The following is a 14,163-nucleotide window of genomic DNA, read 5'->3' as shown; positions in this document are numbered from 1 at the left end:
CAGTAAATCTTTGGCTACATCGCGGGGCAAGCCCGCTCCCACAAGTATGAGATGACTCTGTGGGAGCGGGCTTGCCCCGCGATGACTTTGTCAGCCGCGCAGCATCGGATACAGCTCTTTGAGCAATTTGCGCCGGCTGACCACCAGTTGCCAGCGATGCCCGCCCAGCTGCCGCCACAGGCGTGCCGCGCGAATACCGGCCAGCAGCAGCGCGCGGATCTTCGAGGCGTTGCTTGGTTGCTGCAGGTGGCGCATGTCGCCGTGTACCTGGATGCGCTGGCGCAAGGTGCTCAAAGTGTCCTGATACAGGGCGCCGCTGGAGGCAATGACGTTTTCATGCACCAGGCCGAAATGGTCGGCCTGGGACTGGATCTGTGGCAGTCGATTGCCGATCACATCAAGCATGTCGCCACGCTTGGCCAGTTGACGCTCAAGACCAAGCATCGACAACGCGTAGCGCAACGGCTCGCGTTGCAGGCTGCCCGGATCGCGCTCCAGGGCGCTGGCCAGGGCGCGGTAGCCGTCACGCAGGTTAAGGTCGTCGCCGCCGAATACTTCCAGAGTGTTTTGCGGGTCGCGCACCAGCAGGCTGCCCAGCATGCAGCCCAGGTTGGCCTCGCTGGCCTGGCCGGTGCGGGCGATGCGGTCCACCAGCACTGCAGCCTGGAACACGCCGCCGAGGGCGATCAGTTGCTCTTGGATCGAGCTCATCAGCGAGCGCTCCACGGCTCGGCCGTTTCGATCACGCCGCCACCCAGGCAGATTTCACCGTCATAGAACACCACCGACTGGCCCGGGGTCACCGCACGCTGGGGTTCGTCGAATACGGCACGGTAGCCGCTTGCGGTCAGTTCCAGGGTGCAATCCTGATCGCTCTGGCGGTAGCGCACCTTGGCGGTCAGGCGCCGTGGGCTGGACAGGTCGATCGGGTTGACCCAGAAGATCTCCGATGCGAGCAGGGCGCGGGAGAACAGCCATGGATGCTCATTGCCTTGACCCACCACCAGCACGTTGCGGGCGAGGTCTTTTTCCAGCACGTACCACGGCTCGTCGCCGGCGTCCTTGAGGCCGCCGATGCCCAGGCCCTGGCGCTGGCCGATGGTGTGGTACATCAAGCCGTGATGGCGACCGATGACTTCGCCTTCAGTGGTCTGGATTTCACCAGGCTGTGCTGGCAGGTACTGCTTGAGGAAGTCGCTGAAGCGGCGCTCACCGATAAAGCAGATGCCGGTGGAGTCTTTCTTCTTCGCAGTGGCCAGGCCGTGCTTCTCGGCAATGGCGCGTACTTCGGGCTTTTCCAGCTCGCCAACGGGGAACAGAGTGCGGGCAATTTCCTTGCCGCCGACGGCGTGCAGGAAGTAGCTCTGGTCCTTGTTCGGGTCCAGGCCCTTGAGCAGTTCGGTGCGGCCGTCCGTGTCGCGGCGGCGCACGTAGTGGCCGGTGGCGATCAGGTCGGCGCCGAGCATCAGGGCGTAGTCGAGGAACGCCTTGAACTTGATTTCGCGGTTGCACAGGATGTCCGGGTTCGGCGTGCGTCCGGCCTTGTATTCGGCCAGGAAGTGCTCGAAGACGTTGTCCCAGTATTCGGCGGCGAAGTTGGCGGTATGCAACTTGATACCGATGCGGTCGCACACGGCCTGGGCGTCGGCCAGGTCTTCGCGGGCGGTGCAGTATTCGGTGCCGTCGTCCTCTTCCCAGTTCTTCATGAACAGGCCTTCCACCTGGTAGCCCTGCTCCATCAGCAGGAGGGCGGAGACGGAAGAGTCCACGCCGCCGGACATGCCGACAATAACGCGTGTCTTTTCGGGTTCGTAAAGTGCTGGACTGGTCATAGGTACCGGCTGTGTATCTGGAAAAAGACAACAATTCTATCAGGCTACGGCCTTCAAGGCATCGTCACTGTCAGTCGCGGATCAATGCCAGGCTGTGTAGCGGCCCGGCCAGGTAGTCGTCGATACAGCGTGGCACCAGCTCGCTGCGCCAGCGTTCAGGGTCTGCCAGCAATTCGTCGCGGGTCAGCCATGCGGCGCGGACGATGTCGCTGTCCAGGGCGCGCTCGGGGTGATGCTTGAGTGGGCGGGCGGCGAAGCACACGCGTTGGTAGGTCACGCCATTGCTCGGGGCGGTATAGAGGTAGATGCCGACTACGCCGGTCAGTTCGACCTCCCAGGCGGTTTCTTCGAGGGTTTCACGGCGGGCGGCGTCGAGCAGGCTCTCGTTGGCTTCCAGGTGCCCGGCGGGTTGGTTGTAGACGTGTTTGCCGGCTTTGAATTCCTCGACCATGAGGAAGCGGCCCTGGTCTTCGACGATAGTGGCGACGGTGATGTGGGGTTGCCAGGTCATGCAGTTGGTCCTGTGGTGGTAGCCCGGAAAAGCAGAAGCCCCGGTGCGTGGCCGGGGCTTCCGATGTTACGTCAAGCGAACCTTACAGGGCGGCAATCGCGCTGTTGAGGGTCTGGCTCGGACGCATCACTTTGCTGGTCAGCTCGGCATCCGGGTAGTAGTAACCACCGATTTCAGCCGGCTTGCCCTGAACGGCGTTGAGTTCGGCGACGATGGTCGCTTCGTTCTCGGCCAGGGCTTTTGCCAGTGGGGCGAAGCGCGCTTGCAGGGCGGCGTCGTCGCTCTGGGTAGCCAGAGCCTGTGCCCAGTACAGGGTCAGGTAGAAGTGGCTGCCACGGTTGTCGATACCGCCAACCTTGCGCGCAGGGGACTTGTTGGTGTCCAGGAACTGGCCGGTGGCCTGGTCCAGGGTTGCCGCCAGTACCTTGGCTTTCGGGTTGGCGTAGGCAGTGCCCAGGTGCTCCAGGGAAGCGGCCAGGGCCAGAAACTCGCCCAGGGAATCCCAGCGCAGGAAGTTCTCTTCAACCAGTTGCTGTACGTGTTTCGGTGCCGAGCCGCCGGCGCCGGTTTCGAACAGGCCACCGTTGTTCATCAGCGGCACGATCGACAGCATCTTGGCGCTGGTGCCCAGCTCCATGATCGGGAACAGGTCGGTCAGGTAGTCGCGCAGTACGTTACCGGTTACCGAGATGGTGTCCTGGCCAGCACGGATGCGCTGCAGGGAAACCTTCATCGCCTCGACAGGCGACAGGACGCGGATGTCCAGGCCGGCGGTGTCGTGGTCTTTCAGGTACTTCTGGACCTTCTCGATCAGCACGCCGTCGTGGGCACGCTGCGGGTCGAGCCAGAACAGCGCCGGGGTGTTGCTGGCGCGGGCGCGGTTGACGGCCAGTTTGACCCAGTCCTGGATCGGCGCGTCTTTGGTCTGGCACATGCGGAAGATGTCGCCGGCTTCGACTTCCTGCGACAGGACCAGGTTGCCCTTGCCGTCAACTACACGGATCACGCCGTCGGCCTTGGCCTGGAAGGTCTTGTCGTGCGAGCCGTACTCTTCGGCTTTCTGCGCCATCAGGCCAACGTTCGGCACGCTGCCCATGGTGGTCGGATCGAAGGCGCCGTGTTGCTTGCAGTCTTCGATAACGGCCTGGTAGATGGTCGCGTAGCAACGGTCCGGGATGACTGCCTTGGTGTCTTGCAGCTGACCTTCGGTGTTCCACATCTTGCCCGAGTCACGGATCATCGCCGGCATCGAGGCATCGACGATGACGTCGCTTGGCACGTGCAGGTTGGTGATGCCCTTGTCGGAGTTGACCATGGCCAGCGCCGGACGCACGTCGTAGACGGCTTTGACGTCGGCTTCGATCTGCGCCTGCTGTTCAGCTGGCAGGGCCTTGATGCGGGCGTACAGGTCGCCGATACCGTTGTTCAGGTTGAAGCCGATCTCTTCCAGTACTGCGGCGTGCTTGTTCAGCGCGTCCTGGTAGTACTCGGCAACGATCTGGCCGAACATGATCGGGTCGGAAACCTTCATCATGGTGGCTTTGAGGTGTACCGACAGCAGTACGCCCTTGGCCTTGGCGTCTTCGATTTCGGCGGCGATGAACTTGCGCAGGGCTTTGGTGCTCAATACTGCGCAGTCGATGATCTCGCCGGCTTTGACCGAGGTCTTTTCTTTCAGAACGGTGGTGGTGCCGTTCTTGTCCAGCAGTTCGATACGCAGGCTGTCATCGGCTTCGATCAGCGCGGCTTTCTCGCTGCCGTAGAAGTCGCCGTGGCTCATGTGTGCCACGTGAGACTTGGAGTCGGCAGCCCAGGCGCCCATCTTGTGCGGGTGCTTGCGTGCGTAGTTCTTGACCGACAGCGGCGCGCGGCGGTCGGAGTTGCCTTCGCGCAGAACCGGGTTTACGGCGCTGCCCTTGATGCGGTCGTAGCGAGCCTTGGCTTCTTTCTCGGCATCGGTAGCGGCGGCTTCAGGGTAGTCAGGAACGTTGAAGCCCTTGGCTTGCAGTTCCTTGATCGCGGCCTTGAGCTGCGGTACCGAGGCGCTGATGTTCGGCAGCTTGATGATGTTGGCTTCTGGCGTGGTTGCCAGTTGGCCCAGTTCTGCCAGGTGGTCGGCCACTTGCTTGTCGGCGCCGAGCTGTTCAGGGAAGGCAGAAAGGATGCGGCCGGCCAGAGAGATGTCCCGGGTTTCTACGGCGATGTCGGCGCAAGCGGTGAAGGCTTCGACGATGGGGAGCAGTGAATAGGTGGCGAGGGCAGGGGCTTCGTCGGTGAAGGTGTAGATGATCTTGGATCGGGTGGGCATATTCGGGTTAACTCTCTGTTTTGCTGAGCGTGCGCAGAATCTCGAAGTGCGCAGGGTAGGCGCTTCGCTCAGACACATCTATGAGCAGAAGGTCGAGGGTTCTGTGCAGTGATGGTGGATTGCATCAGTCGAGTGTCAAACGGCTGAACTGCGGTAACAGCCCAGTCTGGTCGGGGTTGAATGACGGTTCGCCCCAGTGACCCTTTGGTCACCGGTCGAGTATATCAAATCCTTGCTCGTAATCATCAAGGTCAACGTGTAACAGCGCCTTTTTTAGACCAAAGATGTAGGTGCGCGAGCTCCAATTTGGTGCATTCGCAGCCATGGTTCCCGTTGCCGTGCATCTGGGGTACGCTCTGGGGATCCAGATGACGTACCACACCAAAAAAAACGGAGTGCAGCATGGGATACCAGAAAATCAAGGTTCCGGCAGTCGGCGACAAAATCACCGTCAATGCGGACCATTCTCTCAATGTTCCTGATAATCCGATCATCCCGTTCATCGAAGGCGACGGCATTGGCGTAGACGTCAGTCCCGTCATGATCAAAGTGGTCGATGCTGCTGTAGAGAAAGCCTATGGGGGCAAGCGCAAGATTTCCTGGATGGAAGTCTACGCCGGTGAGAAGGCCACCCAGGTGTATGACCAGGATACCTGGCTGCCCCAGGAAACCCTGGATGCGGTCAAGGATTACGTCGTCTCCATCAAAGGTCCGCTGACCACCCCGGTCGGTGGAGGTATTCGCTCCCTTAACGTGGCCCTGCGCCAGCAACTGGACCTGTATGTCTGCCTGCGTCCGGTGGTGTGGTTCCAGGGTGTGCCGAGCCCGGTGAAAAAGCCGGGTGACGTCGACATGGTGATCTTCCGCGAAAACTCCGAAGACATTTATGCCGGTATCGAATGGAAGGCCGGTTCGCCTGAGGCGACCAAGGTCATCAAGTTCCTGAAAGAAGAAATGGGTGTCACCAAGATCCGTTTCGACCAGGATTGCGGCATCGGCATCAAGCCGGTATCGAAGGAAGGCACCCAGCGTCTGGTGCGCAAGGCGCTGCAGTACGTAGTGGACAACGACCGCAAGTCGCTGACCATCGTGCACAAGGGCAACATCATGAAGTTCACCGAAGGTGCCTTCAAGGACTGGGGCTACGAAGTGGCCAAGAACGAATTCGGCGCCGAGCTGCTCGACGGCGGCCCATGGATGAAGTTCAAAAACCCGAAAACCGGCCGTGAAGTCATCGTCAAGGATGCCATCGCTGACGCCATGCTCCAGCAGATCCTGCTGCGTCCGGCCGAATATGACGTGATTGCCACCCTTAACCTCAACGGTGACTACCTCTCTGATGCCCTGGCGGCAGAAGTGGGTGGTATCGGTATTGCGCCGGGCGCCAACCTGTCCGACACCGTGGCCATGTTCGAAGCCACCCACGGTACCGCGCCGAAATACGCCGGCAAAGACCAGGTCAACCCGGGTTCGGTAATCCTCTCGGCCGAAATGATGCTGCGCCACCTGGGCTGGACCGAGGCGGCTGACCTGATCATCAAGGGTACCAATGGTGCCATCGCGGCTAAAACCGTGACTTATGACTTCGAGCGCCTGATGGATGGCGCGACGCTGGTCAGCAGCTCCGGTTTTGGTGATGCGCTGATCAAACACATGTAATCAGCACAAAAAACCGGCCGGCCCTTGCGGGCTGGCCGGTTTTTTTTCGTCTGGCGGGTCAGGCCTTGACTGTTTCTTCCGGGTTGGGGTTGGGGGTAGTGGCGGCAGCGGGTTGAACGGTTGCACTGGTGATGTTCACCGCGTGCATGCCTTTGGGGCCCTGGATAATCTCGAACTTGACGGGTTGACCGGCTTTCAATGTTTTATAGCCGTCCATCTGAATGGCCGAGTAGTGTGCAAACAGATCCTCTGTTTTCCCGTCTTCATTGATGAAGCCATAGCCCTTGGCATTGTTGAACCACTTGACTTTACCGCTTGCCATCCTCATATCCCTCTGCAAAGGACTCCATCACTGGAGTATCATCCACTCCATCCGCATATGAACCTGCGAAAATTCTGGTTGACTGCGCGGATCTTTATCGACCACGGTGGGTTCTTATTGGTTGTAACACCGTTTTGCCGATAGTCAAGGTGAGGTGGCGGCAGTTGCGCGTCACCTGTGCGGTCAATCCATAATCCAACCTGTCGAAATGATGAAATTCTTTCCATGCATGCACATAGCCAGATTCGACTAACATTCAATCAGGATCGCCCGCAATCGCATGAGGACGATGGTTCTGGCCTGGCGGTACAGGAGGCCAAACCGGCCCTGCAGGCGCCACCCATGTACAAGGTGGTTTTGTTCAACGATGACTACACACCGATGGATTTCGTCGTCGAAGTGCTCGAGGTGTTTTTTAACCTGAATCGCGAGCTGGCGACCAAGGTCATGCTGGCCGTCCATACAGAAGGACGGGCAGTATGCGGATTGTTTACCCGTGACATCGCCGAGACCAAGGCCATGCAGGTCAACCAATACGCAAGGGAAAGCCAGCATCCGCTACTCTGTGAAATCGAGAAGGACGGTTAATCGCCGGCCACTTGGGTATGAGGTGAAGCTATGTTAAACCGCGAGCTCGAAGTCACCCTCAATCTGGCCTTCAAGGAGGCGCGCTCGAAACGTCATGAGTTCATGACCGTCGAGCACCTGCTGCTGGCACTATTGGATAATGAGGCCGCCGCGACCGTTCTGCGCGCCTGCGGCGCGAACCTCGACAAACTCAAACACGACCTGCAGGAGTTCATTGACTCCACCACGCCGTTGATTCCCGTGCATGACGAGGATCGCGAAACCCAGCCAACCCTGGGCTTCCAGCGGGTGTTGCAGCGCGCAGTCTTTCATGTCCAGAGCTCGGGCAAGCGTGAAGTCACCGGTGCCAATGTGCTGGTAGCGATTTTCAGCGAACAGGAAAGCCAGGCTGTATTCCTGCTCAAGCAGCAGAGCGTGGCGCGTATCGACGTGGTCAATTACATCGCCCATGGCATCTCCAAGGTGCCGGGCCATGGTGAGCACTCCGAGGGCGAGCAGGATATGCAGGACGAGGACGGCGGCGAGACTTCATCGTCGGGCAATCCACTGGATGCCTATGCCAGCAACCTCAACGAGCAAGCCCGTCAAGGGCGCATCGACCCGCTGGTCGGTCGCGAGCTTGAGGTCGAGCGCGTAGCGCAGATCCTTGCCCGTCGGCGCAAGAACAACCCGCTGCTGGTCGGTGAGGCCGGCGTCGGCAAGACGGCCATCGCCGAAGGCCTGGCCAAGCGTATCGTCGACGGCCAGGTACCCGACCTGTTGGCGCAAAGCGTGGTCTATTCCCTGGATCTGGGGGCTTTGCTGGCCGGTACCAAGTACCGCGGTGACTTCGAGAAGCGCTTCAAGGCGCTGCTCAACGAGTTGCGCAAACGGCCGCAGGCAATCCTGTTTATCGACGAAATTCACACCATTATCGGCGCGGGTGCAGCTTCCGGTGGCGTCATGGATGCCTCCAATCTGCTCAAGCCGTTGTTGTCTTCGGGTGATATCCGTTGCATCGGTTCGACCACCTTCCAGGAGTTTCGCGGGATCTTCGAGAAGGATCGCGCCCTGGCGCGGCGCTTCCAGAAGGTTGATGTCAGCGAGCCATCGGTGGAAGACACCGTGGGCATTCTGCGTGGCCTCAAGGGGCGTTTCGAGTCTCATCACAATATCGAATACAGTGATGAAGCCTTGCGCGCCGCTGCCGAGCTGGCGGCCCGTTACATCAATGATCGGCACATGCCCGACAAGGCCATCGATGTGATCGACGAGGCCGGCGCTTATCAGCGCCTGCAACCGGTGGAGATGCGCGTCAAGCGTATCGATGTGCCACAAGTCGAGGACATCGTCGCGAAAATCGCGCGGATTCCGCCTAAGCACGTCACCAGTTCCGACAAAGAGCTGCTGCGTAACCTTGAGCGTGATCTGAAGCTGACCGTGTTCGGCCAGGATGCAGCGATCGATTCGCTGGCGACTGCGATCAAACTGTCGCGCGCCGGCTTGAAGTCGCCGGACAAACCAGTGGGCTCGTTCCTGTTCGCCGGCCCTACCGGTGTCGGTAAAACCGAGGCGGCGCGTCAGTTGGCCAAGGCCTTGGGCGTCGAGCTGGTGCGTTTCGACATGTCCGAGTACATGGAGCGGCATACCGTATCGCGGTTGATCGGTGCGCCTCCGGGTTACGTCGGTTTCGATCAGGGTGGTCTGCTCACTGAAGCGATCACCAAGCAGCCGCATTGCGTATTGCTGCTCGATGAAATCGAGAAGGCCCATCCTGAAGTCTTCAACCTGCTGCTGCAGGTGATGGACCACGGTACCCTGACCGACAACAACGGGCGCAAAGCGGACTTCCGCAACGTCATCGTGATCATGACCACCAACGCCGGTGCTGAAACCGCTGCACGAGCCTCGATCGGCTTCACTCAGCAAGATCACTCCTCCGACGCCATGGAAGTGATCAAGAAGAGCTTCACGCCAGAGTTCCGCAACCGTCTGGACACCATCATCCAGTTTGGTCGCCTCAGTCACGAGACGATCAAGAGTGTGGTGGACAAGTTCCTCATCGAGCTGCAGGCGCAACTGGAAGACAAGCGCGTGCTGCTGGAGGTGAGCGATGCGGCGCGCAGCTGGCTGGCTGCCGGTGGTTACGATGCGCAGATGGGTGCACGGCCAATGGCACGGCTGATCCAGGACAAGATCAAACGGCCATTGGCCGAAGAGATCCTGTTCGGAGAGCTGGCCGAGCACGGCGGTGTGGTGCACATCGACATTCGCGATGGCGAGCTGGTGTTCGAGTTCGAGACCACGGCTGAGATGGCATAACGGCTAATCGCCGGCAAGGTCGGCTCCCACAGGTAGGGTGTATGCCCAGCCTGTGGGAGCTGGCCTTGCCGGCGATGCTTTTCGAAGACCAACAAAAACGCCCGGCATATAGCCGGGCGTTTTTGTTGGTGTCGCTTAGCGGGCGCGGTAGGTGATGCGCCCCTTGCTCAGGTCGTAAGGCGTCAGTTCGACGCGGACCTTGTCACCGGTCAGAATACGAATGTAGTTCTTGCGCATTTTTCCGGAGATATGCGCGGTAACGACGTGCCCATTTTCCAACTCCACACGGAACATGGTGTTGGGCAGGGTGTCGACGACAGTGCCTTCCATTTCGAAGCTGTCTTCTTTCGACATGCAGTAAAGCCCTCGGTGTCCAGTTAATGGCCCGGTGCACAACTGCGCCAGGCAAAAAAAGTGGCGTGCATTGTGCCCGAAAACTGGATTTTAAGCCAATGATTTCAGTTCAGGGTTACCCAGCGCTGATTGATCAATAGCTCAATGGGGCGGTACTGGGTTTTGTAGTTCATCTTTTTGCAGTTTTTGATCCAGTAACCGAGGTAGACCGCATCCAGACCCTGGCGCAGGGCTTCGGTGATCTGCCAGAGGATGGCGAAGCGCCCCAGGCTGCGGCGCTCTTCGTCGGGGTCGTAGAAGGTGTAGACCGCCGACAGGCCATTGGGCAACAGGTCGGTGACCGCTACGGCGACCAGGCGGCCGTTGAGGCGGAACTCGTAGAAGCGGGAAAACGGCAGGTCGCGGACCAGGAAGGTGGCAAATTGATCGCGGCTGGGCGGGTACATGTCACCGTCAGCATGGCGTTGTTCGATGTAGCGCCGGTACAGCTCGAAGTACTCCTCCTTGAACGCCGGGCGTGCGGCGCTGACGGTCAAGTCGGCATTGCGCTTGAGGATGCGTTTCTGCTGACGGTTGGGTAGAAAGCGCGCAGCCGGAATCCGCGCCGGCACGCAGGCGTTGCAGTTCTGGCAGTGCGGGCGATACAGGTGGTCGCCGCTACGCCGGAAGCCCATTTCCGACAGGTCTGCGTAGACGTTCACATCCATTGGCTGGCTCGGGTCGAGAAACAGCGTGGTGGCCTGTTCGTCTGGCAGGTAACTGCAGGAATGGGGTTGAGTGGCATAAAACTTCAACCGCGCCAGCTCTGTCATGATCAACCCCTCGGGAGGTGCTTTAGATTTAAGTGTAAGCCAGCTGGAAAAACTCGCCTAGCAAACCCAGCTGGCGCTGCTGGGTTGGTCCAGGTAGCGCTGCAGGTAGTCGGCGAAGGTCGCCCGGGCAATGGCCCTGGCGCCCAGACTATGCAAGTGGTCGGTCGGCATCTGGCAGTCGATCAGGACAAAACCGGCCTGCTGCAGGTGCTCGACCAGGGTCACGAAACCTACCTTGGAGGCGTTGTCGGCGCGGCTGAACATCGACTCGCCGAAAAACAGTCGGCCCATGGCCAGGCCATACAGGCCGCCCACCAGCTCGCCGTTCTGACGTACTTCAACCGAATGGGCGAAGCCCTGCTGATGCAGTTTGAGGTAGGCCGCCTGCATGCTGTCGGTGATCCAGGTGCCATCGGCGTAGTTGCGGGGCGCCGCACAGGCTTTGATCACGGCGGCAAAATCCTGGTCGAAACTGACCTGGTAATGGCCCTGGCGGATGAACTTGCGCAGTGAGCGCGATACGTGCAATTCGTCGGGAAACAGCACTGTGCGCGGGTCGGGCGACCACCAGAGGATCGGCTGGCCGTCCTGGTACCAGGGGAAGCAACCGTGGCGGTAGGCTTGCACCAGGCGCTCGGCGCTAAGGTCGCCGCCAGCGGCCAGCAGGCCGTTGGGATCGCGCAGGGCTTTATCCAGCGCAGGGAAGGTCAGGGAGTCGCGGCTCAACCAGGTCAGCATCGTCGTTCAATGGCGCAGGAGGGGAGGGCGCCCAGCATCGCTCCATTCCGGAGCCTTCGCAACTTGCATGGGCCTTTGTTGTCACACTTGCATAAAAACACCGCATAAGCCTTTGTCACAAAAGAAAATGCGTGCTCAAATTGCGATATAGGAAATTGGCCCCCGTTTACGCGTGTTTCTGGCGTGCCGCCATGGCGGTAGGCGGGCAGTAATGTTAAAAGTAGTGGTTTGTTGACTGTTCACATAGGTCAATCACTGTTGGACGCGCATTGAGCGCAGGAATAGACGCGTTTTGAAGAAATCCACCGCAACATCGAATCCCTTGCCTGTGCCGCAGTGGCGCCAGCAATTGCATTATCGCCTCAAGGAAGGCGCGCTGATTGCCATGGGGGCGCTGTGCCTGTACCTGTGGATGGCGCTGCTGACCTACGACCAGGCCGACCCGGGCTTCAGCCATACCAGCAATGTCGAGCAGGTGCAGAATGCCGCCGGACGTGCGGGTGCTTACTTTGCCGATGTCCTGTTCATGGTGTTGGGCTACTTCGCCTATATCTTCCCGCTATTGCTGGCGATCAAGACCTGGCAGATCTTCCGCGAGCGTCACCAGCCCTGGCAGTGGAGTGGCTGGTTGTTCTCCTGGCGCCTGATCGGCCTGGTGTTCCTGGTGCTTTCGGGCGCGGCGCTGGCGCACATTCACTTCCATTCGGCCGCCAGCCTGCCGGCTTCGGCCGGTGGCGCGCTGGGCGAAAGCCTTGGCGACCTGGCCAAGAACGCGTTGAACGTGCAGGGCAGCACCCTGATGTTCATTGCCTTGTTCCTGTTCGGTCTGACCGTGTTTACCGACCTGTCCTGGTTCAAGGTCATGGACGTGACCGGCAAGATCACCCTCGACCTGTTTGAACTGTTCCAAGGCGCCGCCAACCGCTGGTGGGCGGCGCGCAACGAGCGTAAGCGCCTGGTAGCGCAGTTGCGTGAAGTTGACGATGAGTATGACGTAGTGGCCCCGGTAGTGCCGGATCGCCGCGAGCAGGTCAAGGCCAAGGAACGCATTACTGAGCGTGAACCTGTCCCGAGCAAACCCGTCGCCGAGCGTGTACAGCCGCCTGCGCCAGTGATCATGCCGGCGCCGGCCAAGGTGCCGGAGCCGAGCAAGCGCGTGCAGAAGGAAAAACAGGCGCCACTGTTCGTCGACAGCGCCGTCGAAGGCACCTTGCCGCCGATCTCCATTCTTGATCCTGCCGAGAAAAAGCAGGTCAATTACTCGCCCGAATCCCTGGCCAGTGTCGGCAACCTGCTGGAAATCAAACTCAAGGAATTCGGCGTTGAGGTCTCGGTGGACTCCATCCATCCAGGGCCGGTGATCACCCGTTACGAAATCCAGCCGGCCGCTGGCGTCAAGGTCAGCCGTATCGCCAACCTGGCGAAAGACCTCGCCCGTTCCCTGGCGGTGACCAGCGTGCGTGTGGTTGAAGTGATTCCCGGCAAGACCACCGTCGGTATCGAGATTCCCAACGAAGACCGGCAGATCGTGCGCTTCTCCGAAGTGCTGTCGTCGCCGCAATACGACGAAGCCAAATCGCCAGTCACCATGGCCCTTGGGCACGACATCGGCGGCAAGCCGGTGATCACTGACCTGGCCAAGATGCCGCACTTGCTGGTAGCCGGTACCACCGGTTCCGGTAAGTCGGTGGGGGTCAACGCGATGATCCTGTCGATCCTGTTCAAGTCCGGCCCGGAAGACGCCAAGCTGATCATGATCGACCCGAAAATGCTCGAATTGTCGATCTATGAAGGCATCCCGCACCTGCTTTGCCCTGTGGTCACCGACATGAAAGACGCGGCCAACGCCCTGCGCTGGAGCGTTGCCGAGATGGAGCGGCGCTACAAGCTGATGGCGGCCATGGGCGTGCGTAACCTGGCGGGCTTCAACCGCAAGGTCAAAGACGCCGAAGAGGCCGGTGAGCCGATCTACGACCCGATGTTCAAGCGCGAAAGCATGGACGACGTGCCGCCGCTGCTGAAAACCCTGCCGACCATCGTCGTGGTGGTCGACGAATTCGCCGACATGATGATGATTGTCGGCAAGAAGGTCGAAGAGCTGATCGCGCGTATCGCCCAGAAGGCCCGTGCCGCCGGTATCCACCTGATTCTCGCGACCCAGCGGCCTTCGGTGGACGTGATTACCGGTCTGATCAAGGCCAACATTCCGACCCGTATGGCCTTCCAGGTTTCGAGCAAGATCGACTCGCGGACCATCATCGATCAGGGCGGCGCTGAGCAACTGCTCGGCCACGGTGACATGCTCTACATGCCGCCGGGCACCAGCCTGCCGATTCGTGTGCATGGCGCTTTCGTGTCCGACGATGAAGTCCATCGGGTAGTCGAGGCGTGGAAACTGCGCGGTGCTCCGGACTACAACGAGGACATCCTCAGTGGCGTCGAAGAAGCCGGTAGCGGTTTCGACGGTGGTGGTGGCGGTGGCGGCGACGATGATGCCGAAACCGACGCGCTGTACGATGAAGCCGTGCAATTCGTCCTGGAAAGCCGCCGCGCCTCCATCTCCGCCGTACAGCGCAAGCTGAAGATCGGCTACAACCGCGCCGCGCGGATGATCGAGGCGATGGAAATGGCCGGCGTGGTCACCGCGATGAACACCAACGGCTCGCGCGAAGTGATTGCCCCCGGGCCGTCCCGCGACTGAAGAACCTTCCAGTCTGTGGCCAGCGACCGGCCACAGG

General features: G+C 60.2%; 12 protein-coding genes. 4 read left to right on the top strand and 8 right to left on the bottom strand.

Features of this window, described 5'->3' with window-relative positions:
• Positions 1-90 precede the first annotated feature (90 nt).
• The 4 genes from hflD to AC07OF_RS22440 form a co-directional block, all read right to left on the bottom strand.
• Entirely contained in the window at positions 91-711 is a 621-nt protein-coding gene (hflD, locus tag AC07OF_RS22455; protein WP_128324651.1) for a high frequency lysogenization protein HflD, read from the bottom strand.
• Entirely contained in the window at positions 711-1,832 is a 1,122-nt protein-coding gene (gene mnmA / locus AC07OF_RS22450) for a tRNA 2-thiouridine(34) synthase MnmA (protein WP_157193219.1), read from the bottom strand. The genes hflD and mnmA overlap by 1 nt, the downstream gene beginning before the upstream one ends.
• Positions 1,833-1,902: 70 nt before the next feature.
• Positions 1,903-2,343: an NUDIX hydrolase gene (locus tag AC07OF_RS22445; RefSeq protein ID WP_157193218.1), complete on the bottom strand. Its 441-nt coding sequence runs from the start codon at positions 2,341-2,343 to the stop codon at positions 1,903-1,905.
• 82 nt (positions 2,344-2,425) lie between these two features.
• Positions 2,426-4,651, bottom strand: a complete 2,226-nt coding sequence (locus tag AC07OF_RS22440) for an NADP-dependent isocitrate dehydrogenase (RefSeq protein ID WP_495073463.1) — start codon at positions 4,649-4,651, stop codon at positions 2,426-2,428.
• A 402-nt stretch (positions 4,652-5,053) separates the two neighbouring features.
• On the opposite strand from AC07OF_RS22440, the gene icd reads away from it, so the two are divergent.
• Positions 5,054-6,310 (top strand): NADP-dependent isocitrate dehydrogenase, encoded by a 1,257-nt coding sequence (gene icd, locus AC07OF_RS22435; protein ID WP_123567421.1) that lies wholly within the window; start codon positions 5,054-5,056, stop codon positions 6,308-6,310.
• A gap of 58 nt (positions 6,311-6,368) precedes the next feature.
• Here icd and cspD read toward each other — a convergent pair whose 3' ends face one another.
• A complete protein-coding gene (gene cspD, locus AC07OF_RS22430) occupies positions 6,369-6,632 on the bottom strand; it encodes a cold shock domain-containing protein CspD (RefSeq protein ID WP_198325370.1) in 264 nt (87 codons plus the stop codon).
• Positions 6,633-6,857: 225 nt separating this feature from the next.
• On the opposite strand from cspD, the gene clpS reads away from it, so the two are divergent.
• Together clpS and clpA are read left to right on the top strand one after the other, a co-directional pair.
• Positions 6,858-7,220, top strand: coding sequence for an ATP-dependent Clp protease adapter ClpS (gene clpS / locus AC07OF_RS22425; RefSeq protein ID WP_009400967.1), 363 nt, complete (start codon positions 6,858-6,860; stop codon positions 7,218-7,220).
• A 30-nt stretch (positions 7,221-7,250) separates the two neighbouring features.
• A complete protein-coding gene (gene clpA / locus AC07OF_RS22420; protein ID WP_038612792.1) occupies positions 7,251-9,521 on the top strand; it encodes an ATP-dependent Clp protease ATP-binding subunit ClpA in 2,271 nt (756 codons plus the stop codon).
• Positions 9,522-9,656: 135 nt separating this feature from the next.
• Here the strand turns inward: clpA and infA are convergent, their stop codons facing one another.
• The 3 genes from infA to aat all read right to left on the bottom strand — a co-directional run bounded on the left by infA (position 9,657) and on the right by aat (position 11,425).
• A complete protein-coding gene (gene infA, locus AC07OF_RS22415; protein ID WP_002553999.1) occupies positions 9,657-9,875 on the bottom strand; it encodes a translation initiation factor IF-1 in 219 nt (72 codons plus the stop codon).
• A 104-nt stretch (positions 9,876-9,979) separates the two neighbouring features.
• A complete protein-coding gene (locus tag AC07OF_RS22410) occupies positions 9,980-10,687 on the bottom strand; it encodes an arginyltransferase (RefSeq protein ID WP_157193215.1) in 708 nt (235 codons plus the stop codon).
• Positions 10,688-10,744: 57 nt separating this feature from the next.
• Positions 10,745-11,425 carry a leucyl/phenylalanyl-tRNA--protein transferase gene (gene aat, locus AC07OF_RS22405; RefSeq protein WP_157193214.1) on the bottom strand — a complete coding sequence of 227 codons (681 nt, stop codon included), beginning with the start codon at positions 11,423-11,425 and terminating at the stop codon, positions 10,745-10,747.
• Positions 11,426-11,717: 292 nt separating this feature from the next.
• On the opposite strand from aat, the gene ftsK reads away from it, so the two are divergent.
• Entirely contained in the window at positions 11,718-14,126 is a 2,409-nt protein-coding gene (gene ftsK, locus AC07OF_RS22400; protein WP_495073462.1) for a DNA translocase FtsK, read from the top strand.
• Positions 14,127-14,163 lie beyond the last annotated feature (37 nt).

The sequence above is a fragment of the Pseudomonas sp. GW821-FHT10B02 genome, assembly GCF_059415665.1.
The sequence above is the reverse complement of the archived record's forward strand: the minus strand, read 5'-3'. Positions and strand labels throughout refer to the sequence as shown.

Bases quoted from the DNA above. Each gene is read 5' to 3' on its own strand.
- hflD (WP_128324651.1), bottom strand. From the start codon at position 711: ATGAGCTCGATCCAAGAGCAACTGATCGCCCTCGGCGGCGTGTTCCAG.
- mnmA (WP_157193219.1), bottom strand. From the start codon at position 1,832: ATGACCAGTCCAGCACTTTACGAACCCGAAAAGACACGCGTTATTGTC.
- AC07OF_RS22445 (WP_157193218.1), bottom strand. From the start codon at position 2,343: ATGACCTGGCAACCCCACATCACCGTCGCCACTATCGTCGAAGACCAG.
- AC07OF_RS22440 (WP_495073463.1), bottom strand. From the start codon at position 4,651: ATGCCCACCCGATCCAAGATCATCTACACCTTCACCGACGAAGCCCCT.
- icd (WP_123567421.1), top strand. From the start codon at position 5,054: ATGGGATACCAGAAAATCAAGGTTCCGGCAGTCGGCGACAAAATCACC.
- cspD (WP_198325370.1), bottom strand. From the start codon at position 6,632: ATGGCAAGCGGTAAAGTCAAGTGGTTCAACAATGCCAAGGGCTATGGC.
- clpS (WP_009400967.1), top strand. From the start codon at position 6,858: ATGCATGCACATAGCCAGATTCGACTAACATTCAATCAGGATCGCCCG.
- clpA (WP_038612792.1), top strand. From the start codon at position 7,251: ATGTTAAACCGCGAGCTCGAAGTCACCCTCAATCTGGCCTTCAAGGAG.
- infA (WP_002553999.1), bottom strand. From the start codon at position 9,875: ATGTCGAAAGAAGACAGCTTCGAAATGGAAGGCACTGTCGTCGACACC.
- AC07OF_RS22410 (WP_157193215.1), bottom strand. From the start codon at position 10,687: ATGACAGAGCTGGCGCGGTTGAAGTTTTATGCCACTCAACCCCATTCC.
- aat (WP_157193214.1), bottom strand. From the start codon at position 11,425: ATGCTGACCTGGTTGAGCCGCGACTCCCTGACCTTCCCTGCGCTGGAT.